The sequence below is a fragment of the Streptomyces sp. NPDC048636 genome (assembly GCF_040650655.1).
Lineage (GTDB): Bacteria > Actinomycetota > Actinomycetes > Streptomycetales > Streptomycetaceae > Streptomyces.
In genome coordinates this window covers 691,841-715,882 of the sequence record NZ_JBEZHR010000002.1, presented here as the reverse complement: position 1 = coordinate 715,882, position 24,042 = coordinate 691,841, and the positions used below count along the sequence as shown (strand labels likewise).

The 24,042-nt window shown below is 70.9% G+C and carries 24 protein-coding genes; 11 read left to right on the top strand and 13 right to left on the bottom strand.

What is annotated here, in order from left to right:
- Positions 1-40: 40 nt before the first annotated feature.
- A complete protein-coding gene (locus tag AB0C66_RS09030; RefSeq protein ID WP_362434792.1) occupies positions 41-661 on the bottom strand; it encodes a heme-copper oxidase subunit III in 621 nt (206 codons plus the stop codon).
- Positions 662-860: 199 nt separating this feature from the next.
- Between AB0C66_RS09030 and AB0C66_RS09025 the strand changes: the two genes are divergently transcribed.
- Positions 861-1,262: a hypothetical protein gene (locus AB0C66_RS09025; RefSeq protein ID WP_362434789.1), complete on the top strand. Its 402-nt coding sequence runs from the start codon at positions 861-863 to the stop codon at positions 1,260-1,262.
- Between the two features lie 47 nt (positions 1,263-1,309).
- Here the strand turns inward: AB0C66_RS09025 and AB0C66_RS09020 are convergent, their stop codons facing one another.
- The 4 genes from AB0C66_RS09020 to coxB all read right to left on the bottom strand — a co-directional run bounded on the left by AB0C66_RS09020 (position 1,310) and on the right by coxB (position 5,801).
- On the bottom strand, positions 1,310-2,563 hold the full coding sequence (locus AB0C66_RS09020) for an Ig-like domain-containing protein (RefSeq protein WP_362434787.1): 1,254 nt from the start codon (positions 2,561-2,563) through the stop codon (positions 1,310-1,312).
- 144 nt (positions 2,564-2,707) lie between these two features.
- Positions 2,708-3,106 (bottom strand): cytochrome c oxidase subunit 4, encoded by a 399-nt coding sequence (locus AB0C66_RS09015; RefSeq protein ID WP_362434785.1) that lies wholly within the window; start codon positions 3,104-3,106, stop codon positions 2,708-2,710.
- Positions 3,103-4,842 (bottom strand): cytochrome c oxidase subunit I, encoded by a 1,740-nt coding sequence (ctaD, locus tag AB0C66_RS09010; RefSeq protein WP_362434783.1) that lies wholly within the window; start codon positions 4,840-4,842, stop codon positions 3,103-3,105. The genes AB0C66_RS09015 and ctaD overlap by 4 nt, the downstream gene beginning before the upstream one ends.
- On the bottom strand, positions 4,839-5,801 hold the full coding sequence (coxB, locus tag AB0C66_RS09005; RefSeq protein ID WP_362434780.1) for a cytochrome c oxidase subunit II: 963 nt from the start codon (positions 5,799-5,801) through the stop codon (positions 4,839-4,841). Before coxB ends, ctaD begins: the two co-directional genes overlap by 4 nt.
- Before the next feature lie 314 nt (positions 5,802-6,115).
- Here coxB and AB0C66_RS09000 point away from each other — a divergent pair, with 314 nt between their 5' ends.
- Positions 6,116-7,516, top strand: coding sequence for an aminotransferase class V-fold PLP-dependent enzyme (locus tag AB0C66_RS09000; protein WP_362434778.1), 1,401 nt, complete (start codon positions 6,116-6,118; stop codon positions 7,514-7,516).
- 57 nt (positions 7,517-7,573) lie between these two features.
- On the opposite strand, the gene AB0C66_RS08995 is transcribed toward AB0C66_RS09000, so the two are convergent.
- The gene (locus AB0C66_RS08995; RefSeq protein ID WP_362434775.1) at positions 7,574-8,548 is read right to left on the bottom strand and encodes a carbohydrate kinase family protein; all 975 of its coding nucleotides are present in this window, start codon (positions 8,546-8,548) and stop codon (positions 7,574-7,576) included.
- Between the two features lie 174 nt (positions 8,549-8,722).
- On the opposite strand from AB0C66_RS08995, the gene AB0C66_RS08990 reads away from it, so the two are divergent.
- Both AB0C66_RS08990 and AB0C66_RS08985 read left to right on the top strand, forming a co-directional pair.
- Positions 8,723-8,935, top strand: coding sequence for a hypothetical protein (locus AB0C66_RS08990; RefSeq protein WP_362434772.1), 213 nt, complete (start codon positions 8,723-8,725; stop codon positions 8,933-8,935).
- Positions 8,936-9,027: 92 nt separating this feature from the next.
- A complete protein-coding gene (locus AB0C66_RS08985) occupies positions 9,028-10,587 on the top strand; it encodes a hypothetical protein (RefSeq protein WP_362434770.1) in 1,560 nt (519 codons plus the stop codon).
- Positions 10,588-10,717: 130 nt separating this feature from the next.
- Here the strand turns inward: AB0C66_RS08985 and erpA are convergent, their stop codons facing one another.
- Positions 10,718-11,071 carry an iron-sulfur cluster insertion protein ErpA gene (gene erpA, locus AB0C66_RS08980; RefSeq protein ID WP_362434768.1) on the bottom strand — a complete coding sequence of 118 codons (354 nt, stop codon included), beginning with the start codon at positions 11,069-11,071 and terminating at the stop codon, positions 10,718-10,720.
- Between the two features lie 238 nt (positions 11,072-11,309).
- On the opposite strand from erpA, the gene nadA reads away from it, so the two are divergent.
- A complete protein-coding gene (nadA, locus tag AB0C66_RS08975) occupies positions 11,310-12,497 on the top strand; it encodes a quinolinate synthase NadA (protein WP_362434765.1) in 1,188 nt (395 codons plus the stop codon).
- Between the two features lie 95 nt (positions 12,498-12,592).
- Here nadA and AB0C66_RS08970 read toward each other — a convergent pair whose 3' ends face one another.
- The 4 genes from AB0C66_RS08970 to AB0C66_RS08955 all read right to left on the bottom strand — a co-directional run bounded on the left by AB0C66_RS08970 (position 12,593) and on the right by AB0C66_RS08955 (position 15,740).
- Positions 12,593-13,276, bottom strand: coding sequence for a response regulator transcription factor (locus AB0C66_RS08970; protein ID WP_362434763.1), 684 nt, complete (start codon positions 13,274-13,276; stop codon positions 12,593-12,595).
- Positions 13,273-14,553 (bottom strand): histidine kinase, encoded by a 1,281-nt coding sequence (locus AB0C66_RS08965; protein ID WP_362434760.1) that lies wholly within the window; start codon positions 14,551-14,553, stop codon positions 13,273-13,275. The genes AB0C66_RS08970 and AB0C66_RS08965 overlap by 4 nt, the downstream gene beginning before the upstream one ends.
- Positions 14,554-14,643: 90 nt before the next feature.
- Positions 14,644-14,922 carry a hypothetical protein gene (locus tag AB0C66_RS08960; protein ID WP_362434758.1) on the bottom strand — a complete coding sequence of 93 codons (279 nt, stop codon included), beginning with the start codon at positions 14,920-14,922 and terminating at the stop codon, positions 14,644-14,646.
- Positions 14,923-14,966: 44 nt separating this feature from the next.
- On the bottom strand, positions 14,967-15,740 hold the full coding sequence (locus tag AB0C66_RS08955) for a PspA/IM30 family protein (RefSeq protein ID WP_362434756.1): 774 nt from the start codon (positions 15,738-15,740) through the stop codon (positions 14,967-14,969).
- A gap of 261 nt (positions 15,741-16,001) precedes the next feature.
- Here AB0C66_RS08955 and AB0C66_RS08950 point away from each other — a divergent pair, with 261 nt between their 5' ends.
- Positions 16,002-16,598: a DUF3043 domain-containing protein gene (locus tag AB0C66_RS08950; RefSeq protein ID WP_362434754.1), complete on the top strand. Its 597-nt coding sequence runs from the start codon at positions 16,002-16,004 to the stop codon at positions 16,596-16,598.
- 62 nt (positions 16,599-16,660) lie between these two features.
- On the top strand, positions 16,661-17,416 hold the full coding sequence (locus AB0C66_RS08945; RefSeq protein ID WP_362435615.1) for a methyltransferase domain-containing protein: 756 nt from the start codon (positions 16,661-16,663) through the stop codon (positions 17,414-17,416).
- 92 nt (positions 17,417-17,508) lie between these two features.
- Here AB0C66_RS08945 and AB0C66_RS08940 read toward each other — a convergent pair whose 3' ends face one another.
- Positions 17,509-17,712 carry a hypothetical protein gene (locus AB0C66_RS08940; protein ID WP_362434752.1) on the bottom strand — a complete coding sequence of 68 codons (204 nt, stop codon included), beginning with the start codon at positions 17,710-17,712 and terminating at the stop codon, positions 17,509-17,511.
- A 140-nt stretch (positions 17,713-17,852) separates the two neighbouring features.
- Between AB0C66_RS08940 and AB0C66_RS08935 the strand changes: the two genes are divergently transcribed.
- The 3 genes from AB0C66_RS08935 to AB0C66_RS08925 all read left to right on the top strand — a co-directional run bounded on the left by AB0C66_RS08935 (position 17,853) and on the right by AB0C66_RS08925 (position 22,107).
- Positions 17,853-19,052 carry a bifunctional adenosylcobinamide kinase/adenosylcobinamide-phosphate guanylyltransferase gene (locus tag AB0C66_RS08935; RefSeq protein WP_362434749.1) on the top strand — a complete coding sequence of 400 codons (1,200 nt, stop codon included), beginning with the start codon at positions 17,853-17,855 and terminating at the stop codon, positions 19,050-19,052.
- A 60-nt stretch (positions 19,053-19,112) separates the two neighbouring features.
- Positions 19,113-20,204, top strand: coding sequence for a nicotinate-nucleotide--dimethylbenzimidazole phosphoribosyltransferase (gene cobT / locus AB0C66_RS08930; protein ID WP_362434747.1), 1,092 nt, complete (start codon positions 19,113-19,115; stop codon positions 20,202-20,204).
- A 115-nt stretch (positions 20,205-20,319) separates the two neighbouring features.
- The gene (locus tag AB0C66_RS08925; protein ID WP_362434744.1) at positions 20,320-22,107 is read left to right on the top strand and encodes a phosphatidylglycerol lysyltransferase domain-containing protein; all 1,788 of its coding nucleotides are present in this window, start codon (positions 20,320-20,322) and stop codon (positions 22,105-22,107) included.
- 67 nt (positions 22,108-22,174) lie between these two features.
- Here AB0C66_RS08925 and AB0C66_RS08920 read toward each other — a convergent pair whose 3' ends face one another.
- A complete protein-coding gene (locus AB0C66_RS08920) occupies positions 22,175-22,936 on the bottom strand; it encodes a hypothetical protein (protein ID WP_362434741.1) in 762 nt (253 codons plus the stop codon).
- Positions 22,937-22,969: 33 nt separating this feature from the next.
- Here AB0C66_RS08920 and AB0C66_RS08915 point away from each other — a divergent pair, with 33 nt between their 5' ends.
- The gene (locus AB0C66_RS08915; protein ID WP_362434738.1) at positions 22,970-23,875 is read left to right on the top strand and encodes an adenosylcobinamide-GDP ribazoletransferase; all 906 of its coding nucleotides are present in this window, start codon (positions 22,970-22,972) and stop codon (positions 23,873-23,875) included.
- The last annotated feature ends 167 nt before the right edge of the window (positions 23,876-24,042 follow it).

The following is a 24,042-nucleotide window of genomic DNA, read 5'->3' as shown; positions in this document are numbered from 1 at the left end:
TCGATGCTTTTAAGGACGTGGTTCCGGTGCGGTGACCGGCTTACTTGATCATGTAGATCGTGGCGAAGAGGCCGATCCAGACGACATCGACGAAGTGCCAGTAATAGGACACGACGATGGCCGCCGTCGCCTGCTGGTGGGTGAACCTCTTGGCCGCGTACGTCCTGCCCAGGACAAGCAGGAAGGCGATGAGACCGCCTGTCACGTGCATGCCATGGAAGCCGGTGGTCAGATAGAACACCGAGCCGTACGGGTCGGACGAGAGCGAGAGCCCCTCGTGCTTGACCAGCTCGGTGTATTCGAAGATCTGACCGCCGATGAAGATCGCGCCCATGATGAAGGTGATCACGAACCAGGTGCGCAGCTTCTTCACGTCGCCACGCTCGGCGGCGAAGACACCGAGCTGACACGTGAGGGAGGAGAGCACCAGGATCGTGGTGTTCGTCGCGGAGAACGGGAAGTTCAGCGCGGACGCCATTTCCTTCCAGTGCTCGGCTCCGGTCACCGATCGCAGGGTGAAGTACATCGCGAAGAGGGCCGCGAAGAACATCAGCTCGGAACTCAGCCAGATGATGGTTCCGACGCTGGTGAGGTTCGGCCGGTTGACCGACGGGTGCGCGTGCCCGGTATCTACTGCTGTTGCTGTCGCCACGACCGACATTATGTCGGTCGCTTATCCAGCGCTCACTCCCGGGGGTACCGTTCGGAGTGTCAAGGCCATCGGCCCTGCTCGTCGGGGGCCCTGGGGGCGGTCCCCCGAAGGGGGTAGAGATCTGTACGCCCCCTCCTCCGGGCGGCTGTACCGGAGTAGCATCCGCCACAGGAGCCCAGCGGATCACTTAGTTCATCCGGAGGACACGATGCGGTCTACCGCCACGGTGCTGGTCTACAGCGACGACGCGAGCACCCGCGAACAGGTGCGGCTCGCCGTCGGACGGCGGCCCGCAGCCGACGTGCCCCCGGTGGAGTTCGTGGAGTGCGCGACCCTGCCCGCCGTGCTGATGGCGCTGGAGGAGGGCGGTATCGACCTCTGTGTGCTGGACGGCGAGGCGGTGCCCGCGGGCGGGATGGGCGTCTGCCGGCAGATCAAGGACGAGATCTTCCGCTGTCCGCCGGTGCTGCTGCTCATCGGCCGCCCGCAGGACGCCTGGCTGGCCACCTGGAGCCGCGCGGAGGCCGCGGTCACGCATCCGGTGGACCCGGTGGCCCTGGCGGACACGCTGGCCGAGCTGCTCCGCAAGCGGCAGGCCGTGAGCGCCTGACCGCAGGGGTCTCCTGACGGTCGCGGCGGTCACGGCTGTCGCCACCGTCACACCTGGGGCCGGAGCCGCGCGGAGTCGGCCGGGGTCGAGCCGTCCCGCTGACCGGCGGCGAGGGCACTGCCCTGACGCCAGTCGTTCCAGGCCATGTTCCAGTCGCCGTAGCCATTGTCGAAGTTCGTCATATCGGCGCCATTGCTGTTCATGACCTTGACGACGTCGCCGAGCTTCACGGTGTTGAAGAACCACTGGGCGTTCTCCGTGCTCATACCGGTGCAGCCATGGCTGACGTTGGCCACGCCCTGGGCGCCGGTGGACCACGGTGCGGCGTGCACGTACTCACCGCTCCAGGTGACCCGGGTGGCCCAGTACACCATCAGGTCGTAGGAGTTGCCGAGGCCGATGCTGGCGCCGGTCATCCGCACCGCGGACTCCTTGGCGAGGATCACCTTGGTGCCGTTGCGGGTGTCGAAGCCGGGCATGCCCGTGGTGATCGGGATGGTCCGGATCGGCACCCCGTTGCGCTTCACCGTCATCTGGTGGGTACCGGAGTCGGTGAGGGCCTCGATGCGGTCACCGGTGGTCAGCCGCAGGGACTTGGCGTCACCGCCGTAGAGCCCACCGCCGATCCTGATGCCCTTGAGGTTGGAGTGCACATTGATGGACGCATGGGCGGGCCAGTAGTCCTGCGGACGGTAGTGCAGGGTCTTGCTGTCCACCCAGTGCCAGACACCGTCCGCCGCGGGCTGGGAGTCGACCTTCAGAGCACGCTCCACCACGGCCCGCGCCGAGGGGTCCTTCACCGGCCGGCTCAGCTTGGCGGTGACCGGCTGTCCGACGCCGTACTCCCCCGCCTTCGGCCCGAAGGTGACCTTCAGCAGCTTGCGGGCGGAGCTGGTGGTGAAGTCGATGTTCCGACGGCCGGGGGACCCGTTGGAGTCCTCCGTGCTCACCCGGAGCGTGTAGTGGGCTCCGGCGGCCAGCGGTACGGTGCTGCGCCAGCGGCTGCCGTCTTCGGTCAGCTCGCCCCGGACGTAGCGGCCCGCGGCGTCAGTGGCGGTGACATCCGTGATCCGGCCGTCGTCGCCCTTGGAGGTCACTTCCAGTGGCTTGTCCGGATCGGCCCGGTGGTTCTCTTCTCCGTCGCCGCTGAACGAGATCTGGTCGGCGGCGTCGTACGGCTTGGCGGAGAGCGGGTTGGAGGAGGGCCCCCCGCAGCCGCTGAGTCCCGCTATCAGCGACGCCACCAGCAGGGTGCAGGTGAGCACCGCCCGGGTTCGAGGTGATCGCGATGTGTGGCTCATGGACACACGCTATGAACGGCCCCTGGGGATCGCGCGCGGAGTGGAGCACCTGAGTGACACCCGCCGGAGCGCCCGGAGATACGCGAGGGCCCGGACACCTCCGAGAGGTGTCCGGGCCCCGCATTTCGCCGGTACCAGGACCGGTTACTGGTTCTGGTTCTCGCCGCGGTAGTACTCGAAGACCCAGCCGAACAGACCGACCATGATGATCGGGGCCGAGAAGTAGAGCAGCCACCAGCCGAAGGCCACGGCCATGAAGGCCAGCGCGCCACCGACCGCCAGGGAGAGCGGCTGCCAGCTGTGCGGGGAGAAGAATCCCAGCTCACCGGCGTCGTCGGCGACGTCCGCCTCCTTGTTGTCCTGCGCTCCGACATCCACCCGGCGCGCGGTGAACGCCAGGTAGTAGCCGATCATGATGCTCAGGCCGAAGGCGAGGAAGAGCGCGGTGGTGCCCGCCGGTTCCTTGGACCACACGCCATAGACGATGGCGATGACCAGGATGAAGACGGCGAGCCAGATGAACATCCGGCCTTGGACCTTCACTTGCCGGCCTCCTTGCCACCCGTGAGGGCCTTGTCATCGTCGGAGGCACCGTGGTTCTCGAGCTGGTCGAGCGCCGCGATCTCCGGGTGGTGCAGGTCGAACGCCGGGGATTCGGAGCGGATCCGCGGCAGCGTGAGGAAGTTGTGCCGCGGCGGCGGGCAGGAGGTGGCCCACTCCAGCGAACGGCCGTACCCCCAGGGGTCGTCGACCTCGACCTTCTTGCCGTACTTGGCCGTCTTCCAGATGTTGTAGAGGAACGGCAGGATCGACAGGCCGAGCAGGAACGAGGCGATCGTCGAGATCGTGTTCAGCGTGGTGATGCCGTCGGCCGCCAGGTAGTCGGCGTACCGGCGGGGCATGCCCTCGGCGCCCAGCCAGTGCTGCACCAGGAAGGTGCCGTGGAAGCCGATGAACAGCGTCCAGAAGGTGATCTTTCCGAGCCGCTCGTCCAGCATCTTGCCGGTGAACTTCGGCCACCAGAAGTGGAAGCCGGCGAACATCGCGAACACCACGGTGCCGAACACCACGTAGTGGAAGTGGGCCACCACGAAGTAGGTGTCCGAGACGTGGAAGTCCATCGGCGGCGAGGCCAGGATGACACCGGTCAGACCACCGAAGGTGAAGGTGATGAGGAAGCCGATCGCCCAGAGCATCGGGGTCTCGAAGCTCAGCGACCCCTTCCACATCGTGCCGATCCAGTTGAAGAACTTGATACCGGTCGGAACCGCGATCAGGAACGTCATGAAGGAGAAGAACGGCAACAGCACGCCGCCCGTCACATACATATGGTGCGCCCAGACGGTCACCGACAGACCGGCGATCGAGATCGTCGCGGCGATCAGCGAGATGTAGCCGAACATCGGCTTGCGGGAGAAGACCGGAATGATCTCGGAAATGATCCCGAAGAACGGTAGCGCGATGATGTACACCTCTGGATGGCCGAAGAACCAGAAGAGGTGTTGCCAGAGCAGTGCGCCGCCATTGGCCGCGTCGAAGACATGCGCCCCGAATTTTCGGTCCGCCTCCAGGGCGAACAGCGCGGCGGCCAGCACCGGGAAGGCCAGCAGCACCAGCACCGCGGTGAGCAGGACGTTCCAGGTGAAGATCGGCATCCGGAACATCGTCATACCCGGGGCGCGCATGCAGATGATCGTGGTGATGAAGTTGACCGCACCGAGGATCGTGCCGAAACCGGAGAAGGCCAGACCCATGATCCACATATCCGCGCCCACACCCGGGGAACGGACCGCGTCCGACAGCGGGGAGTAGGCGAACCAGCCGAAGTCGGCCGCGCCCTGCGGAGTGAGGAAGCCGCCCACCGCGATCAGCGAGCCGAAGAGGTACAGCCAGTACGCGAACATGTTCAGCCGCGGGAACGCCACATCGGGCGCACCGATCTGCAACGGCATGATCCAGTTCGTGAAGCCCGCGAACAGCGGAGTGGCGAACATCAGCAGCATGATCGTGCCATGCATCGTGAACGCCTGGTTGAACTGCTCGTTCGTCATGATCTGCGTACCCGGCCGGGCCAGCTCGGCGCGCATGAGGAGCGCCATCAGGCCGCCGATGCAGAAGAACGCGAACGACGTGACGAGGTAGAGCGTGCCGATCGTCTTGTGGTCGGTGGTGGTGAGCCACTTGACGACGACATTGCCGGGCTGCTTGCGGCGCACCGGCAACTCGTCCTCGTACGAGGCGGTGGCGTCGGCACCCTGAGGTTCGTTGAGGATGCTCATGGGTTATTGGTCTCCGCGTTCTTGGCAGCGTCCGTCTGCTCAATGCCCGCCGGGATGTAGCCGGTCTGGCCCTTCTTCGCCAGGTCCTTCAGGTGCTTCTGGTAGCGCTCGGGCGACACTACCTTGACGTTGAAGAGCATCCGGGAGTGGTCGACGCCGCACAGTTCGGCGCACTTGCCCATGAAGGTGCCCTCGCGGTTCGGGGTGACCTGGAACCGGTTGGTGTGCCCCGGGATGACGTCCATCTTCATCAGGAAGGGGACGACCCAGAACGAGTGGATGACATCGCGGGAGGTCAGGATGAACTGGACCGTTTCGCCCTTCGGCAGCCACAGGGTGGGACCCGGGTTGCCGTTCTGCGGGTTCCGCTGGCCGGGGACACCCGCGTCGTACACGCCCTCGGCGCCCTTGGGTACCGCGGCGAGCATCCGGTCGGGGATGGCCTCGATCTCCTTGGCGTTCTGCTTCGGAGTGGCGGTCTTCCCGTCCACGTTCTCCATGTAGTTGAAGCCCCAGCTCCACTGGTAGCCCACGACGTTGACGACGTGGTCCGGCTTCTTGGAGGTCTTGAGGAGCTCGGTCTCATCGCGCGCGGTGAAGTAGAACAGCACCGAGACGATGATGATCGGGACCACGGTGTACAGCGCCTCGATGGGCATGTTGTACCGGGTCTGAGCGGGAACCTCGATCTTGGTCCTGCTGCGGCGGTGGAAGATGACCGCCCACAGGATCAGGCCCCAGACCAGAACGCCCGTGGCGAGCGCAGCCGCCCACGAGCCCTGCCACAGGGAGAGGATCCGCGGCGCCTCCTCCGTGACCGGGGTGGGCATTCCGAGGCGGGGGAAGTCCTTGGATGTGCAACCGGTGGCGGTCGCCAGGACCAAGCCCGCGGCCAGCGCCTGCAGCAGCTTCCGCCGCACCGGGCGCCGCGACGAGCGGTCGGAGCCGTTGGGACTCACGTAGCGCCTTCCCGAGAGTCTCGCCCGCGCGGTCCGCCGCGGCCGTCATCTGGTCGGTCGCCGGCCCGGTGCGGGCAGGGGTTTGGATGTTTATGCGGACCAAACCCTACTGGACGCTATTTGGGGCCGCGCGGCCAGGGTGCCCAACGCGCCGGGCCGCACTCCGAAGGGGTGGAATGCCCGGCTCCGCCAGCGGTTTTCGCCCCGGTACGGGGTGTTGGGCGAGGCCGGATCCGGGCCGCGGGGCGCGCGGCGGAACCGGCTCCGGCCGTCCTCGCGGACGCCCGCGGTACCCACCGACTAGCGTTCCTGATGTGTCCTACTTCGACGCGGCCTCGTCCGCTCCGCTCCATCCGGTCGCCCGGCAGGCGCTGCTCGCCGCCCTGGACGAGGGGTGGGCCGACCCCGCGCGGCTGTACCGCGAGGGGCGCCGCGCCCGGCTGCTGCTGGACGCCTCGCGGGAGGCGGCGGCCGAGGCCGTCGGCTGCCGCCCGGACGAGCTGGTGTTCACTCCATCGGGGACACGCGCACTGCACGACGGGATTGCCGGGGCGCTCGCGGGGCGCCGCCGGGCCGGTCGCCATCTGATCGTCTCCGCCGTCGAGCACTCCGCGGTGCTGCATACCGCGGCCACCCATGAGGCAGGCGGCGGCACGGTGACCGAGGTCGGGGTGGACCGTACCGGGCGGGTCGCGCCGGACGGCTACGCGCGGGCCCTGCGGGAGGCCCCCGGCCCCACCGCGCTGGCGTGCCTCCAGTCCGCCAACCACGAGGTCGGCACGGTGCAGCCGGTGGCCGAGACCGCGGCGGCGTGTGCGGAGGCGGGCGTACCGCTGCTGGTGGACGCGGCGCAGTCGCTCGGCTGGGGTCCGGTGGCCGGTGACTGGTCGCTGCTGACCGCGAGTGCCCATAAGTGGGGAGGCCCCTCGGGGGTCGGGCTGCTCGCCGTCCGCAAGGGGGTGCGCTTCGCGCCCCAGGGTCCGGCGGACGAACGGGAGTCGGGCCGCTCCCCCGGTTTCGAGAACCTCCCGGCGGTGGTCGCCGCGGCCGCCTCGCTGCGCGCCGTACGGGCGGAGGCGGACGCCGAGGCGGCGCGGCTGCGGGGTCTGGTGGACCGGATCCGGGCGCGGGTGCCGGAGCTGGTGCCGGATGTGGAGGTGGTGGGCGACCCGGAGCGGAGACTGCCGCATCTGGTCACCTTCTCGTGTCTCTATGTCGATGGGGAGACACTGCTGCATGAGCTGGACCGTGCGGAGTTCTCGGTCTCGTCCGGTTCGTCCTGCACCTCCTCCACGCTGACCCCGAGCCATGTGCTGCGGGCGATGGGGGTGCTGTCCGAGGGCAATATCCGGGTCTCGCTGCCGCTCGGGACGGCCGGTGCGGACGTGGACCGGTTCCTGGAGCTGCTGCCGGGGGTGGTGCGCGAGGTCCGCGGACGGCTCGGCGCCCCGGAGACGGCGACGCCCCCGGTACGGGCGGAGGCGGCCGCGCCCGAGCTGGTGGTGGACTCGCTCGGCAAGCGGTGCCCGATCCCGGTGATCGAGCTGGCCAAGGTGATCGGCGAGGTCCCGGTGGGCGGTGTGGTCACGGTGCTGTCCGACGACGCGGCGGCCCGGCTGGACATCCCGGCCTGGTGCGCCATGCGGGACCAGGAGTACGAGGGCGAGCGTCCGGCCGAGCGCGGGGTGGCCTACCGGGTGCGCCGCCGTACCTGAGCTCCGGCACCGTCCGTGCCCCCGGAGAAGAGCCCGGGGACACGGACGGCCGGGAATTCAGGCCAGGTGGTCGTTGACCTCGGCGGCGGCGTCATGGCCGTACGCCTTGGCGAACCGCTCCATGAAGTGGCCGCGGCGCAGCTCGTACTCCTGGGTGCCCACGGTCTCGATGACCAGGGTGGCGAGCATGCAGCCCACCTGGGCGGAGCGCTCCAGGGTCAGTCCCCAGGACAGCCCGGCGAGGAAGCCCGCGCGGAAGGCGTCGCCGACCCCGGTGGGGTCGACCTTCTCCTCCTCCTCCGCGCAGCCGACGACGATCGGCTCCTCGCCCGCGCGCTCGACCCGCACCCCCTGGGCGCCCAGTGTGGTGACGCGGGTGCCGACCTTGGCGAGGATCTGCTCGGCGGTCCAGCCGGACTTGGTCTCGATCAGCGCGGCCTCGTACTCGTTGGTGAAGAGGTACTCCGCACCGCCGACCAGGAGCCGGATGTCCTCGCCGTCCATCCGGGCGAGCTGCTGGGAGGGGTCGGCGGCGAAGGGGATGCCACGGGTGCGGCACTCCTCGGTGTGCCGGACCATCGCCTCGGGGTCGTCCGCGCCGATGACCACCAGGTCGAGCCCGCCGACCCGGTCGGCGACCGGCTGGAGCTCGATCTGCCGGGCCTCGCTCATGGCACCGGTGTAGAAGGACGCGATCTGGTTGTGGTCGGCGTCGGTGGTGCAGACGAAGCGCGCGGTGTGCAGCACCTCGGAGATCCTGACCGATGTGGTGTCCACCCCATGGCGGTCCAGCCAGGCGCGGTACTCGGCGAAGTCCTCACCGGCCGCGCCGACCAGGATCGGGCGCAGACCGAGCACACCCATACCGAAACAGATATTGGGCCCCACGCCGCCACGGCGGACGTCGAGGGTGTCGACCAGGAAGGAGAGGGAGACCGTATGCAGCTGGTCCGCGACCAGCTGCTCGGCGAAGCGGCCGGGGAAGGTCATCAGATGGTCGGTGGCGATGGAGCCGGTGACGGCGATACGCACGGAAGTCGCTCCTGCGGGGGCGGCGGGATCGGACCCTTTACGCTATCGCCTTGCCACACCCTCGCGAACGTAAGAAACTACCCGATAGTAGGGCCTTTTTCGCCAGAGATCCGGTGCATACGGTGCGTATGCATCAGATATTCATCCGCGACCCCTTCGGACCGGGAGGCTCCCATGCCGGAGCACGTGATCCACGCCCTTCCCACCGGTGCCATCGAGCCCGAGTACCTGGAAGAGCTGCGCGGCCAGGGAGCACGGATGGTGCCGCACTGGCCGGTGACCGTATCGCCGCCCGCCGCTCCGGTCCATCTGTCGCGGATCCGCGGGGTCAGCGTGCCGCCCGCGTCGGCACATCTGCTGGACAACATGTTCGATTACGGCGACTGACGGAACCGTACGCCCGTCCGCCCCGTCTCACCGGCGTCCCCTCGCGAGGGAATGGGACCGTACAACGTGAGCGGAGCTGAAGGAGCGAAACGGTGAGCACCGAGGAGACCGACACCCCGCAGACCCCCGACGACGACCATCCGCGTCCGCGGCGCCGTTCGCCGCTGGCCGTGGTCTCGGTCGCGGCCGCGGTACTGGTGGCCGGCGGCGGCGGAGCCTACTGGGCCTCCACCGCGGCGGACGGCAACGGCACGGCGGGCAAGGACGGATCGCCGAAACCCCTCGCACTGGACGCCTACCCCTCCTCCGGGTCCTCCGGACGTGAGGGCATCGCGCCAGGTGAGCCCGACCCCGGCGGCGGGCGCTATGTGACGGAGAAGAAGCTGCCCGACGGACCGGACTCGGCCCCGGTGTACCTGGCCGACCCCAAGGTCACCAAGGCCGACGTGGCCCGGCTGGCCAGGGCGCTGGACGTGTCCGGCGAACCCCGGGCCGACCACGGCTTCTGGAAGGTCGGGGGCGGTAAGGACTCGGCCCAGCCGGTACTGCGGGTGCATCAGGAGGGCCCGGGCAGCTGGAGCTACTCCCGCTACGGCACCCCCGCCGCCGGTGACTGCGTCCGGCCGGGCTCGGACACCGGCAGCGGCAAGGGCGGCGCCACCCCGGACTGCCCCGTCTACCGCGACGGGACGTCCGGCAAGAAGGGCGACGACCACCCGGGCCACTCCGAGCGCAGCGACGCCGACCACGACAAGGTGGTGTCCGAGGCGAAGGCCAAGAGCACCGCGAAGCCGGTGCTGAAGGCGCTCGGCCTGTCGGACGCCAAGCTGGACGCGACCGGCCGCTTCGCCGCCATCCGCATGGTCAACGCGGAGCCGCGGGTGGGCGATCTGCCGACACACGGCTGGTCGACCAGTCTCCAGGTGGCCGCCGACGGCCAGTTGGTGGGCGGCAGCGGCACCCTGGCGATGCCCAAGGAGGCCGACACCTATCCGCTGATCGGCGCGGACGAGGCGCTGAAGAAGCTCAACGCGGCCACCAAGGGCCGGAGTTCGAGCAGCGACGCGAACTGCCCGTCGGCCACTCCGGGGGCGGAGAAGCCGGAGTCGGGCGGCCAGATCGCGCCGTGCGAGCCGGACCCCTCGGGCACGTCCGGCAAGCTGATGGTGCGCAGCGCGACCCTGGGTCTCGCCTCGCAGATGGTGGACGGACGGCGGGCGCTGGTGCCGTCGTGGATCTTCGAGACCCGGCCGGCCGGGACCAACAAGGTCTCCATGGCCGTTCCGTTCCCGGCGGTGCAGCCCAAGTACATCAAGAACGCCGCCGCCGGGACCGAGAGCCCCGGACAGGGGCGGAGCGGCAAGCCCGATGAGTCCGGCAAGAAGAAGCTCAACCACGTCATCTCGTACAGCGCGGACGACAAGAGCCTGACGCTGCGCTTCTGGGGCGGTGTGTGCAGCACCTACTCGGTCTCCGCGGAGGAGACGTCGAAGCAGGTGACGGTGGAGATCAAGAGCAAGCCCAAGCACCCCGGGCGGGCCTGTGTCCTGATCGCCAAGGAGATGACCGAGAAGGTGAAGCTGGACAAGCCGCTGGACGGTCGCAAGGTGGTCGACAAGTCGACCGACAAGGCGGTGCCGCGGAAGAAGTAGCGGAGGCCCTCCGTAGCGCGGGCCATCTGTAGCGCGGGCCATGAAGAAGGCGGCGGTCCCGGCCGGGACCGCCGCCTTCTTCTCCGCGCGTCTCGCGCGTCCTGCTTGCGCGCGGGTCCGCGCGGGGGGCTCAGCTGAAGGAGTCGCCGCAGGCGCAGGAGCCGGTGGCGTTCGGGTTGTCGATCGTGAAGCCCTGCTTCTCGATGGTGTCCACGAAGTCGATCGAGGCGCCGCCCAGGTACGGGGCGCTCATCCGGTCGGTGACGACCTTGACACCGTCGAAGTCCTTCACGACGTCGCCGTCGAGCGCGCGCTCGTCGAAGAAGAGCTGATAGCGCAGGCCGGAGCAGCCGCCGGGCTGGACGGCGACGCGCAGCGCGAGGTCGTCACGGCCCTCCTGCTCCAGCAGGCTCTTGACCTTCGACGCGGCGGCGTCGGACAGGATGATGCCCTCGCTCGCGGTGGTCTCGTCCTGAACGGTCATCTGCTTGTCTCCCGGGTCGTACGGACTGCTTGCCGTCGGCACCAACCAACGGCCCCCCGGATTCATTCCGGGCCCAGCGCTTACTTCCTGCGTTCTTCATGCTCGCACACCGCCCGGCGGACCGGGAATGCGTCACATCGACATGATGCCCATCGTCAAAGTGACGTGAAGCAGTTATGATAGATAGCGTCATTTTGACGATTAACAGGATCAGGGTTTCCCCAGCGAAGAAAGAAGGGTGCGTGACGTGACCACCGCCCAACCCCTCGACGTGCAGCCGACCCCGCTCGCTCTGCTGCTTCTCGGCCGGGAGGCCGACCCGCGGAGCGAGCGGGGTGTGGAGTGCCCCGGAGATCTTCCGGCGCCCTCCGACCCGGATCTGGTGGCCCGCGCCCGCGCGGCCAAGGAGAAGCTCGGGGACAAGGTCTTCGTGCTCGGCCACCACTACCAGCGCGACGAGGTCATCGAGTTCGCGGATGTCACCGGGGACTCCTTCAAGCTCGCCCGGGACGCGGCGGCCCGGCCGGACGCGGAGTACATCGTCTTCTGCGGTGTGCACTTCATGGCGGAGTCCGCCGACATCCTGACCGGCGACGACCAGCAGGTCGTCCTCCCCGACCTGGCGGCGGGCTGCTCGATGGCCGATATGGCCACCGCCGAGCAGGTCGCCGAGTGCTGGGACGTGCTGACCGAGGCGGGGATCGCCGAGGTGACGGTGCCGGTCTCGTATATGAACTCCTCGGCGGACATCAAGGCGTTCACCGGCAAGCACGGCGGCACCATCTGCACCTCCTCCAACGCCAAGCGGGCCCTGGACTGGGCCTTCGGTCAGGGCGAGAAGGTGCTGTTCCTGCCCGACCAGCACCTGGGGCGCAATACGGCCGTCCGCGACATGGGCATGTCGCTGGAGGACTGCGTCGTCTACAACCCGCACAAGCCGGGCGGCGGGCTCACCGCCGAGCAGCTGCGCGCGGCGAAGATGATCCTCTGGCGCGGCCACTGCTCGGTGCACGGCCGCTTCTCGCTGGACTCGGTCAACGACGTCCGTGAGCGCATACCGGGCGTCAAGGTGCTGGTCCACCCCGAGTGCAAGCACGAGGTGGTCGCGGCCGCGGACCATGTGGGCTCGACCGAATACATCATCAAGGCCCTGGAGGCCGCACCCGCCGGATCCAAGTGGGCGATCGGCACCGAGCTGAACCTGGTCCGGCGGCTGGCCAACCGCTTCGCCGATCAGGACAAGGAGATCGTCTTCCTCGACAAGACGGTCTGCTTCTGCTCGACCATGAACCGGATCGACCTGCCGCATCTGGTCTGGACGCTGGAGTCGCTCGCCGCGGGCAAGGTCGTCAACCGCATCCAGGTCGACCCGGAGACCGAGAGCTTCGCCAAGCTGGCGCTGGAGCGGATGCTGGCGCTGCCGTAGCGCACGGACGGGCCGCGGGGCCGACGGACGGGGCGCGGGGCCGAGGGGCTCCGCGCCCCGTCCGTCGTCCACCGCGAGGCGTCTTCCGGGGTGTCTCAGGCTCCCGGGCGCACCAGGCCCGTCTCGTAGGAGATCACCACCAGCTGGGCCCGGTCCCGCGCCCCCAGCTTGGCCATCGCCCGGTTCACATGGGTCTTCACCGTCAGCGGGCTGACCTCCAGCAGGGTGGCGATCTCGTCGTTGGACAGCCCCCCGGCCACCTGCACCAGCACCTCGCGCTCGCGCACCGTGAGCGCGTCCAGCCTGGTCGCGTCGTAGGCGGAGTCACCGTCGTCCGGGGCGCCGTCGCCCTGCGCCAGGAAGCGGGCGATCAGGCCCTTGGTGGCGGCCGGGGAGAGCAGCGCCTCGCCCGCCGCCGCGATCCGGATCGCGGACAGCAGCTCCTCGGGCTCGGCGCCCTTGCCGAGGAAGCCGCTGGCGCCCGCCCGCAGCGAGTCCACCACGTACTCGTCGACCTCGAAGGTGGTCAGCATGACCACCCGGACCTCGGTCAGCTCCGGATCCTCGCTGATCATGCGGGTCGCGGCCAGCCCGTCGGTACCGGGCATCCGGATGTCCATCAGGACCACGTCCGCACCCTCGGCCCGGACGATCTCGACCGCCTCCGCGCCGTCGGACGCCTCCCCCACCACCTCCATCTCCGGATCGGAGTCCACCAGCACACGGAACGCACTGCGCAGCAACGCCTGGTCATCGGCGAGCAGCACCTTGATCGTCATGAGTCCCCTCCCGTACGGCCCTGCAAAGGCAGTCTGGCCCGCACCCGGAAGCCGCCGCCGGGCAGGGGGCCCGCCTCGCAGCTGCCGCGCAGCGCGGTGACCCGCTCCCGCATCCCGATCAGCCCGTGGCCGCCGCCGTACTCGTCGTCCAGTGGTGTGACGGGCAGGTCCGCCGCGGCCGCCTCGGCGGTCGGCGGCTCGGCCCCCGCGCCGTCGTCCACGACGGTGATCTCCAGCGCGCCGCCGGCACGGGCGATCCGGATCCGGACACTGGCCTCGGGCCCGGCGTGCTTGTGCACATTGGTCAGCGCCTCCTGGACGACGCGGTACGCGGTGAGGTCCACCGAGCCCGCGAGCGGCCCGAGGCCGCCGGGCGGCTCCGCGTCCACCTCGACCCGCATCCCCACCCGGGCGAAGCCCTCCACCAGCTGGTCCAGCACGCCCAGGCCCGGTGCCGGTTCGGTGGGGGCGGCGGGGTCGCCGTACTGCCGCAGCAGGCCGACGGTGGCGCGCAGCTCGTCCAGTGCCGAGCGGCTGGCCTCCCGGACGTGGGCGAGCGCCTCCTTGGCCTGATCGGGGCGGCTGTCCATGACATGGGAGGCCACTCCGGCCTGCACATTGACCAGGGCGATGTGGTGGGCGACCACGTCATGCAGCTCCCGGGCGATCCGCAGCCGCTCCTCGGCCACCCGGCGGCGCGCCTCCTCCTCGCGGGTGCGCTCGGCCCGTACCGCCCGCTCCTCGATGGCGGTGATGTAGGCGCGGCGGCTGCGCACCGCGTCGCCCGCGGCGGCGGCCAGCCCGGCCCAGGCGAAGATGCCCAGGTTCTCCTGGGAGTACCAGGGGCTGAGCCCGAAGAGCATCGCAGTGCCGGTCAGCAGCACCGCGGTGAGCAGGCCGACCCGCCAGGTGGTGGGGCGGTCGGTGCGGGCGGCGAGGGTGTAGAGCGCCACCACCACACCCAGCACGATGGCGGTGCGCGGCGGTCCGCTCTGGTGGGTGGTGATCTCCACCACGGTGAGTGCCGAGGTGACCGCGAGCACACTGCCCGGCAGATCGCGGCGGAACACCAGGGAGGCCGAGGAGAGCAGGGCCAGCAGTACGAAGGCCGGGCCGATGTGCTGCCCGCGCATATGCGGATTGGCCACCGCGCCGATGATGATCAGCGCGAAGACGCTGATCGCCACCAGGATGTCCAGGGCCCTCGGATGCGCGGCCAGCCAGCGGTAGGGACGGGCCAGGCCCGGCCCCACGGAGAGGGGAGTCACGGGATCCAACGGTAAGCGCCGTGCCGGACCGCGCGCCGTCGAGGGCGGCCCGTGCCCGGGCGGTGAAGGGGTCACGACCTGTGCCGGAGTGCGCCCGGGCTAACCCGGGATCAGGCCGTCGTCCTTGAGCATCGCCTTGACTTCCTCGAGGGTGGCCTCGGGGGCGGGAAGGATCAGCTCGGACGGTTCCAGGGAGTCGTCCGGCAGCGGTTCACCGGCCGAGCGTACGGCGTCGAGGAGTGCGCCGAGTGTCCGCCGGAAGCCGTCCTGGTCGCCGCTCTCGACCTCGGCGAGCAGATCGTCGTCCAGCTTGTTCAGTGCGGGCAGCTGATTTTCGGCCACCTGCACCTGGCCCTCCCCCATGATCCGTACGATCACGACGCCCTCCTCCGGTAGGAGACCTCGCCCGGTGGGGGCGCGGGCTACTGCTTGTCGAACTTGTGCTGGCCCTGGGACTGCTGCGACTCGTCCTGCTGACCGCTCTCGAGGGCCTGCCGCGGGCTGCCGCCCGCCAGCTCGGCCTTCATCCGCTGGAGCTCCAGCTCCACATCCGTACCACCGGAGATCCGGTCCAGCTCGGCGGCGATGTCGTCCTTGGCCATCCCGGACTGGTCGTCGAGGGCGCCGGAGGCCAGCAGCTCGTCGATGGCGCCCGCGCGGGCCTGGAGCTGCGCGGTCTTGTCCTCGGCGCGCTGGATCGCCATGCCGACGTCGCCCATCTCCTCGGAGATGCCGGAGAACGCCTCGCCGATCCGGGTCTGCGCCTGGGCCGCGGTGTAGGTGGCCTTGATGGTCTCCTTGCGGGTGCGGAAGGCGTCCACCTTGGCCTGGAGCCGCTGGGCCGCCAGGGTGAGCTTCTCCTCCTCGCCCTGGAGGGTCTGGTGCTGTGTCTCCAGATCGGTGACCTGCTGCTGGAGCGCGGCACGGCGGGAGAGCGCCTCGCGCGCCAGGTCCTCGCGGCCGAGCGCCAGCGCCTTGCGGCCCTGGTCCTCCAGCTTGGTGGACTGGCCCTGGAGCTGATTCAGCTGGAGCTCCAGCCGCTTACGGGAGGTGGCCACGTCGGCGACACCGCGGCGCACCTTCTGAAGCAGCTCGAGCTGCTTCTGGTACGAGTAGTCAAGGGTCTCGCGCGGGTCCTCGGCCCGGTCCAGGGCCTTGTTGGCCTTCGCGCGGAAGATCATCCCCATACGCTTCATGACACCGCTCATGGGCCTCGCGCGCCCCCTTCTGACGGACTTGAGACTCCAGCACTCCAACAGACCCAGACTACGGGCCCTCCTTCTATTACCGCACTGTTCGGGCCCGCTCGCGCTCCTCCTCCAGGACGATCGCGACCCCGGCGCCTCCGGCGCGAGGAGTAGGGTGACCGCTGTGTCCCGATACGGCGGTACCGCCGTTGCCGGATCGTTCCCCATGAGGCTGGGGCGCACACCCGGGAACCCTTACCCTTGGGCTTTGTGTTCCGAAGCCGTTCCAAGGATGAGCAGGCCGCCACCGCCAAGGTGACCGCGGACCAGCCGCAGCAGCCCCGTGACCCGCAGGCGCCCAAGGGCCGCCCCACGCCGAAGCGCAGCGACTCCCAGTCGCAGCGCCGCAGCCTGGCGAAGACGCCGGCCAACCGCAAGGACGCCTCCCGGCGCCAGCGGGAGGCCCGCCGTTCCGATATGGCCCGCCAGCGCGAGGCGCTCGCCAGCGGTGACGAGCGGTACCTCCCGGCCCGCGACAAGGGCCCGGTGCGCCGTTTCGCCCGGGACTTCGTGGACTCCCGGTTCGTCGTGGCCGAGTTCTTTCTGCCGCTCGCGGTGGTCATCCTGGTGCTGAGCATGATCCGTGCCGGTGCCATGCAGAGCTATGTGCTGCTGCTGTGGATGGTCGTCATCGTGATGATCGTGATCAACTCGTTCATCCTGGCCTTCCAGCTGAAGCGCCGGCTGCGCGAGAGGTTCCCCGACGAGAATCTGCGCGGCACCGTGGCGTACGCGCTGATGCGCACCCTCCAGATGCGCCGACTGCGGCTGCCCAAGCCGCAGGTCAAGCGCGGAGAGCGGCCCTGAGCGGGAGACTCGCGGACCGGAGCGGGCAGCCGTCCGGCTTCGCCGGTGGGGCCGAGGGCTGGCTGAGCGGGCTCGGGGGCCTGCGGAACACCCTCCGGCAGGCGCTGGTCGCCCTCCAGCTCGACGAGCAGATCACCGCCCGCTATCCGGTGGGCCGGCGGCTGCGGGTGCTCGACGTCGGCCTCGGCCAGGGCACCCAGGCGCTGCGGCTGGCCCGCGCCGGGCATGAGGTGACCGGTGTGGAGTCCGACCCCACCATGCTGGCGGTGGTGCGCACCGCGCTGGCGGACGAGCCCGAGGGCATCCGGGACCGGGTGCGGCTGATCGAGGGCGACGGCCGGGACACCGGCGCGCACTTCCTGCCGGGCACCTTCGATGTGGTGCTCTGCCACGGGGTGCTGATGTACGTGTCCGAGCCGGATCCGCTGCTGGCGGGGCTCGCCCGGGTGCTGGCGCCGGGCGGTCTGCTGTCGCTGCTGGTGCGCAACGCCGACGCGCTGGCGATGCGGCCCGGTCTGGCCGGGGACTGGGACACCGCGCTGGCCGCGTTCGACTCCCCCGCGTACACCAACCGGATCGGGCTGCGGGTGCGCGCCGACCGGCGCGCGGAGCTGACCACGACGCTCACCGCGATCGGCGCTCCGCTGCACACCTGGTACGGGGTACGGGTCTTCGGCGACCAGGCCACGGGCGACACCCCGCCCCCGCCGTCCCCGGAGTGGGAGCGGCTGCTGGCGGCCGAGGAGCGGGCCGGGCGCACGGATCCGTACCGCTCGGTGGCGGCCCTGCTGCATCTGTGCGGGGTACGCGCCGGCTGAAGCGGCCCCGGGCGAAGAGAACCGGGCAAGAGAAGTGGCGGCGCCGCATCGGGCGCCGCCACCTCCGGGCTCCGAACCTCAGCCGTCGGCGGTCATTCGCCGCGCAGGCTCATCGGACCGTAGATCTTGGTGCCGTCCTCGAAGAGGACGACCTGCTCGGCCCCTCCCTCGAGGAGCGCCTTCCACTCCTCCCCGATCCATGACTCCGCATCCCCCTGGGTCGGGAACTCCTCCGGCTGTACCGCGGGCTTCGTCTCCGTCCCATCGGACTTCTCGAACCGCCACGTCCACGCCATGTCCGCCTCCTCCATCCCGCCGGTCGACGGGTGATGCCCGCCGGTCCACAGGTGATATCTGCCCGCAGCCTAGGCGACTGATCACTCCGTACGGGGTGGCCCCGCGCGACCCGCGACAGTGGACGCGAGACGATCGGGACGTGGAACTCACACTTCTGGGCACCGGCGCCCCCGACGGGCTGCCACGGCAGGACTGCCCCTGCGCGGCCTGCGCCACCGCCGTCGGCGACGAGGCACGGGCCGCGACGGCCCTGCTCATCGATGGCGCACTGCTCCTGGATCTCACCCCCGGGGCCGCCTTCGCCGCCGCCCGCGCCGGATACTCCCTGGTCGGGGTGCGGCAGGTGCTGCTGTCGCATCCGCACGCGGGCCCGGCCGTGGAGTTCCCCGCCGGACTGCCCGCCCCGGGGCGGGTGCCGGACGGCCGTGAGCTGTCCCTGATCAGCGGCCACCGGGTGCGGGCCATCGCCCTGGACTCCCCCGGCACCGGCTACGGGGTCACCGGGCCCGACGGCACCCGGCTGCTGTATCTGCCGCCCGGCGGCGCCCCGGCCGGGCTCACCGAGCAGGGCCAGCCGTACGACATGGTGGTGCTCGATGTGCTGGGCCGCCCCGACGCGCTGGCCCGGCTGCGGGCGAGCGGGGCGGTGGGCGCGACCACCGACGTCCTGGCGGCGCATATCGACCACACCGTGCCACCCGGCCGCGAACTGCACCGGCGGCTGGCCACGGCGGGCGCGCGGGCGGTCCCGGACGGCCGGACGGTGATCGTCGGCGAGTACCACGCGGTGCCGGATCTGCCCCGGCGCACCCTGGTGCTGGGCGGCGCCCGGTCCGGCAAGTCCCTGGAGGCGGAGCGGCGGTTGGCCGCCTTCCCCGAGGTGCTGTACGTGGCCACCGGCGGCACCCGCGACGGCGACCCCGAGTGGGCCGCCCGGATCGCCGCCCACCGCGACCGGCGGCCCGGCTCCTGGCGCACCACCGAGAGCTGTGAACTGGCCCCGCTGCTGGCGGAGGACGGCCCGCCGCTGCTGATCGACTGTCTGGCGCTGTGGCTCACCGACGCGATGGACTCCGTGGGCGCCTGGGACGACGAGAAGTGGGCCCACGGCGGTGAACGCGCCCTGCGCGAGCGGGTGGACGCCCTGGTGGCGGCGGTCCGGGCGACCGGCCGCACCGTGGTGGCCGTCAGCAACGAGGTGGGTTCCGGCGTGGTCCCCGCCACCGCCTCGGGCCGCCGCTTCCGCGATGAACTGGGGCGGCTGAACGCGGCGTTCGCGGCCGAATGCGAACAGGTGCTGCTGGTGGTGGCGGGTCAGGCGGTGCCGTTGCGCGGCTGACCGGCGCCCGCCGCGCACCGGCGGACGCGCCCCCGCCACCCCGACGGTAGGGTTCGCGGCGTGAGTGCCCTGAATCTCGATGACTTCGTCGATCTGATCGAGCGCCCCGACGGGGGCGTCCGCCGCGATGCCGAGGAGCGCCGGGCACGGCTCGTGCCACCGGCCGACGCCCTCGGGCGGCTGGACGAACTGGGCGAGTGGCTGGCCGCCGCGCAACAGCGGGTGCCGGTGCGGCCCGTCGAGCGTCCCCGTGTGGTGCTGTTCGCCGGCGACCACGGCGTCGCCGGACTCGATGTCTCCGCGCGTCCCGCCGGAAGCGCCGGACGGCTGGTGCGCGCGGTGCTCGACGGCGAGAGCTCCGTGGCGATCCTCGCCCGCCGCTTCGGCGTCCCGGTCCGCGTGATCGACATGGCGCTGGACTGCGATCCGGCCGACCTGCCCGAGGAGGTCACCCGCCACCGGGTGCGCCGGGGCTCGGGGCGGCTGGACATCGAGGACGCCCTCACGCACGAGGAGGCCGAGCAGGCGTTCCGCACCGGGATGGCCATCGCCGACGAGGAGGCCGACGCGGGCACCGACCTGCTGGTCCTGGGCGATCTGAGCGTCGGCGGCACCACCGCCGCGGCCACCCTGATCGCCGCGCTGTGCGGTACCGACGCCTCCGTGGTCACCGGCCGCGGCGGCGCCGGGATCGACGACCTGGCCTGGATGCGCAAGTGCGCGGCGATCCGGGACGGGCTGCGCCGGGCCCGCCCGGTCCTCGGCGACCAGCTCCAGCTGCTGGCCGCCGTCGGCGGTGCCGACCTGGCCGCGATCACCGGATTCCTGCTCCAGAGCGCGGTGCGCCGCACCCCGGTGATCCTGGACGGCGTGGTCTCGGCGGCGGGCGCGCTGGTCGCCCAGCGGGTGGCGTTCCGCGCCCCGGACTGGTGGCTGGCCGGGCAGAACAGCGGGGAACCGGCACAGGAGAAGGCGCTGGACCGGATCGCACTCACCCCTTTGCTCGACCACGGCGTCACTGTGGGAGAGGGAACGGGGGCGCTGCTGGCCCTGCCACTGGTGCAGGCGGCCGCGGCCCTGGCGGCGGAACTGCCCGAGCGCGAAGAGGCCGGGCGTACGGAATCCGGAGAGGCCGGACCGGGACAGGACTGAGCACCGACCGAGCACTGCGGTTGAGCGGTCCGGACATATCAGACACGATGGTCCGGACCGCCAGCCCACGCCCCACCCTCCTCCGCTCGGCCGTGTTGAGAGGAAGAGGTCCCGCTTGGACCGCCACGCTTTCGCCGCCTGGCCGCCGCGCGCCGCGGCGTTCACCGTCTGGTACCTGCGTACCGTCACCTTCATCAATCTGCTCGGGGCGGTGTGGGTGTCGTTCGGCAACGACATCAAACGGCACAACGTCGACGAGTACTTCACCCCGTATCTGCTGACCGCGGGCTTCTTCTCGGCCGCCTTCTCGATGTTCCTGGCCGTCACCATGCGCCGGCACAAGCGCGCGGCCTGGATCCTCAACCTGGTTCTGGGCGGGCTGACCCTGCTGGGTATCGGCGTCGCCATGAGCTGGGCCCCGGCCCGGCACCATCCGCAGAACTGGATCTCGCTGCTGCTCACCGCGGCGTTCGTGGCCGCGCTGCTCATCGGGCGCCGCGGGTTCTACGCCAAGGGCGACCGGTCCAACCCGAAACTGGCCGCGGCCGTCGCGGTGATCGGGCTGCTGATCGGCTCACTGCTGGCCGCCGCCCTGGTCACCGTCACCAACACCGCGGCCGACGGCGACCGCTCCACCTTCCTGGACCGCTGGCACTACGGGACGCTGCGGCTGGTCTCCCTGGTGGCCGTGGACGGACGCTTCGAGGGCATCGAGACCCCCGGCTGGGCCAACGTGATCATCAACGTGATGAGCACGGGTCTGCTGCTGCTCGTGCTCTGGGCGGCGTTCCGCTCCCGCCGTGCGGTGGACCCGATCTCCCCGGACGACGACCGTCGGCTGCGGGAACTGCTGGACCGGCACGGCGAACGGGACTCACTCGGCTACTTCGCGTTGCGCCACGACAAGAGCGCGGTGTGGTCGCCGTCGGGCAAGTCGGCGGTGACCTACCGGGTGGTGGGCGGGGTCTCGCTGGCCTCCGGCGATCCCCTCGGGGATCCGGAGGCATGGCCGGGCGCGATCGACCGCTGGCTTGCCGAGGCGCGGGAGCACGGCTGGATCCCGGCGGTCATGGGCGCGAGCGAGGAGGGCGGCACGATCTACGCCCGGCACGGTCTGGACGCGCTGGAACTGGGCGACGAGGCGCTGGTGGACACCGCGGAGTTCACCCTCGAGGGACGGGCGATGCGCACCGTCCGCCAGGCGTACAACCGGGTCAAGCGGGCCGGGTACACGGTCAGCATCCGCCGCCATGAGGACATCCCGGCGGCGGAGATGGCCGATCTGCTGCGGCTCGCCGACGACTGGCGGGACGGTGAGACCGAGCGCGGCTTCTCGATGGCGCTGGGGCGGCTCGGCGATCCGCGCGACGGCCGCTGTGTGATGCTCGTCAGCACCGACGCCGAGGGGGTGCCGAAGGCGCTGCTGAGCTTTGTGCCCTGGGGCCCGCACGGGCTGTCGCTGGATCTGATGCGACGGGACCGGGACTCCGAGAACGGTCTGGTGGAGTTCATGGTGCTGGAGCTGATCCAGCGGGCGGACGAGGTCGGGGTCGATCAGATCTCGCTGAACTTCGCCATGTTCCGGTCGGTGTTCGAGCGGGGCGCACGGCTGGGCGCGGGGCCGGTGCTGCGGCTGTGGCGCTCGCTGCTGAGCTTCTTCTCCCGCTGGTGGCAGATCGAGTCGCTGTACCGGGCCAACGCCAAGTACCGGCCGATCTGGGAGCCGCGCTATCTCCTCTTCGAGAAGTCCACGGAGCTGCCGCGGATCGGGATCGCCTCGGCCCGCGCGGAAGGGTTCCTGGAGGCGCCGGGACTGCCGAAGTGGCTGAACCGTACCCGGCTGGCCAGAGGGACGAGGGTGGAGAAGGCCGAGAGCGGCGCGGGGGCCGACGGGGGTTCATAAGGGCGGGGCGGGGTTGATGGCGCGGGCGGGGTTCTTGGCGCGGGCGGGGTTCTTGGCGCGGGCGGGTTCATGAGGGCGGGGTGGACGGCGGCGGGGGTTCGGAGAAACCGCCGATCCAGTCCTGGAGCCGTCGGCTCAGCCGTCGCCAGCGGGCGTCATGCCGCTCGGCCCGCTTCCGCGCCCGCCTCCTCGCCCGCGGTCGGCGCCGGTAGAAGCGCCGGGCCCACGGCGAGTCGGGGCGGGCCAGCCGCACCGCGCCGACGATCGCCACCATGGGCACCATCACCCCGATCACCGCGATCCGCAGCTTCCCCTTGACCAGTGCGAACAGCGCGAAGGCGAAGTTGATCACCACATCCGCGATCACCGCCCCGCGGCTGCTCCGCTCCGCCTCCGACACCTCGTTCACCCCGAACGGAAGGAGCCCGCTGAGCACCAGGACGACCAGGGAGGCGGTGATCACCACCACCTCGACGCTCTTGCGGCCCTGCTCGGACCAGTAGACGTCATGGAGGTGGAGGATCAGCGCGAACTCGTCCAGCACCAGCCCCGCGCCCACCCCGAACAGCACCGCCGAGATCGCCACTCCGACCCCCTGCTGCCAGCTGGCGACCGCGCCGAACCCGCCGATGACGGTGAGCACCACCCCGGGCACCACGTGGTGGATGTGCAGCCCGCCCGGGCTGATGTTGCGGAACGGCCCCCGCCCCGCCCTGATCATCCGCGTGATGGTGCGGACGACGACGAACGACAGGATGAACGAGGCCAGGGCGAGGAGCAGCGGCAGCTTGCCGGGCTCGATGATGTTCCGCTCCAACCAGTGGCCCATGGCCCCTCAGGGTGCGCGATAGCCTGCGGCGCGATGGACACCACGCCGGAGCAGTCCCCCGCACGACCGCCGGAGCCGGAGCGCCCGGCGGACACCGGGCGGTCCCCCGCGCCCGGACCCGCACCCGAACCCGGGCCACCGCCCCGACCCGACCGGGCTCCCCGCCTCGCCTGGGACGACGGGCTCCGCTTCGCCTTCGGCACCCTCACCGTGCTGCCCGTCCGCGTGGCGCGCTGGGACCGGCAGGCGGCGCGCGCCGGAATGCTGTGCGCCCCGCTGGCCGGGCTGGTGGCCGGGCTGTGCGCGGCGGCGCTGGGCGGAGTACTGCTGCTGCTCGGCGGTGGCGCACCGCTGGCCGCCGTCGCCACCGTCGCCGTACCCGCCGTACTGACCCGCGGGCTCCACCTCGACGGGCTCGCCGACACCGCGGACGGACTCGGCAGCGGCAAACCCGCCGAGGACGCGCTGCGCATCATGAAGCGCTCCGACATCGGGCCGTTCGGCGTCATCACACTGCTGCTGGTGCTGCTCGGTCAGACGGCCGCGCTGGCGGAGCTGTACGCGGCGGGCTGGGCCCAGGGCGCGATGGCCGCCGCCGTGGCCGGGACCGCCGCCCGCTGCGCGCTGACCCTCGCGGCCCGCGCGGGGGTGCCCGCGGCCCGTCCGGAGGGGCTGGGCGCCGCCGTCGCGGGTGCGGTGCCGCTCCGTTCGGCGCTGGTCGTGACCGTGGGCACGGTGGCCGTCGGCACCGCGGCCGGGCTGGTGTCCGGCCCGTTGTCCGCGCTGCGCCAGGGGCTCGCGGTGCTGGCCGCCCTGGCCGCCGCCGAACTCCTGCTGCGCCACTGCCGCCGCCGGTTCGGCGGGGTCACCGGGGATGTCTTCGGCGCCCTGGCGGAGACCGCGGCCACCGCGGCGCTGGTCGTTCTCGCCCTCGGCTGACCCCTCGCGCGGCCAACTGGGTGCCGCGCCCGGGCGCGGTGAGAGCTACCCTCGCGGTGAGCCGCGACAAGCCCGCCGCTCGGGCGTCCGGCGACCGGCGCATACGATGCCGACGGGCGCGGCCGACCGCCCCCGCCTCGCGGGGACATCCGATGTCGGCCGACGAA

Bases quoted from the DNA above. Each gene is read 5' to 3' on its own strand.
- AB0C66_RS09030 (WP_362434792.1), bottom strand. From the start codon at position 661: ATGTCGGTCGTGGCGACAGCAACAGCAGTAGATACCGGGCACGCGCAC.
- AB0C66_RS09025 (WP_362434789.1), top strand. From the start codon at position 861: ATGCGGTCTACCGCCACGGTGCTGGTCTACAGCGACGACGCGAGCACC.
- AB0C66_RS09020 (WP_362434787.1), bottom strand. From the start codon at position 2,563: ATGAGCCACACATCGCGATCACCTCGAACCCGGGCGGTGCTCACCTGC.
- ctaD (WP_362434783.1), bottom strand. From the start codon at position 4,842: ATGAGCATCCTCAACGAACCTCAGGGTGCCGACGCCACCGCCTCGTAC.
- AB0C66_RS08990 (WP_362434772.1), top strand. From the start codon at position 8,723: ATGCCGGAGCACGTGATCCACGCCCTTCCCACCGGTGCCATCGAGCCC.
- erpA (WP_362434768.1), bottom strand. From the start codon at position 11,071: ATGACCGTTCAGGACGAGACCACCGCGAGCGAGGGCATCATCCTGTCC.
- AB0C66_RS08970 (WP_362434763.1), bottom strand. From the start codon at position 13,276: ATGACGATCAAGGTGCTGCTCGCCGATGACCAGGCGTTGCTGCGCAGT.
- AB0C66_RS08955 (WP_362434756.1), bottom strand. From the start codon at position 15,740: ATGAAGCGTATGGGGATGATCTTCCGCGCGAAGGCCAACAAGGCCCTG.
- AB0C66_RS08940 (WP_362434752.1), bottom strand. From the start codon at position 17,712: ATGGCGTGGACGTGGCGGTTCGAGAAGTCCGATGGGACGGAGACGAAG.
- AB0C66_RS08920 (WP_362434741.1), bottom strand. From the start codon at position 22,936: ATGGGCCACTGGTTGGAGCGGAACATCATCGAGCCCGGCAAGCTGCCG.
- AB0C66_RS08915 (WP_362434738.1), top strand. From the start codon at position 22,970: ATGGACACCACGCCGGAGCAGTCCCCCGCACGACCGCCGGAGCCGGAG.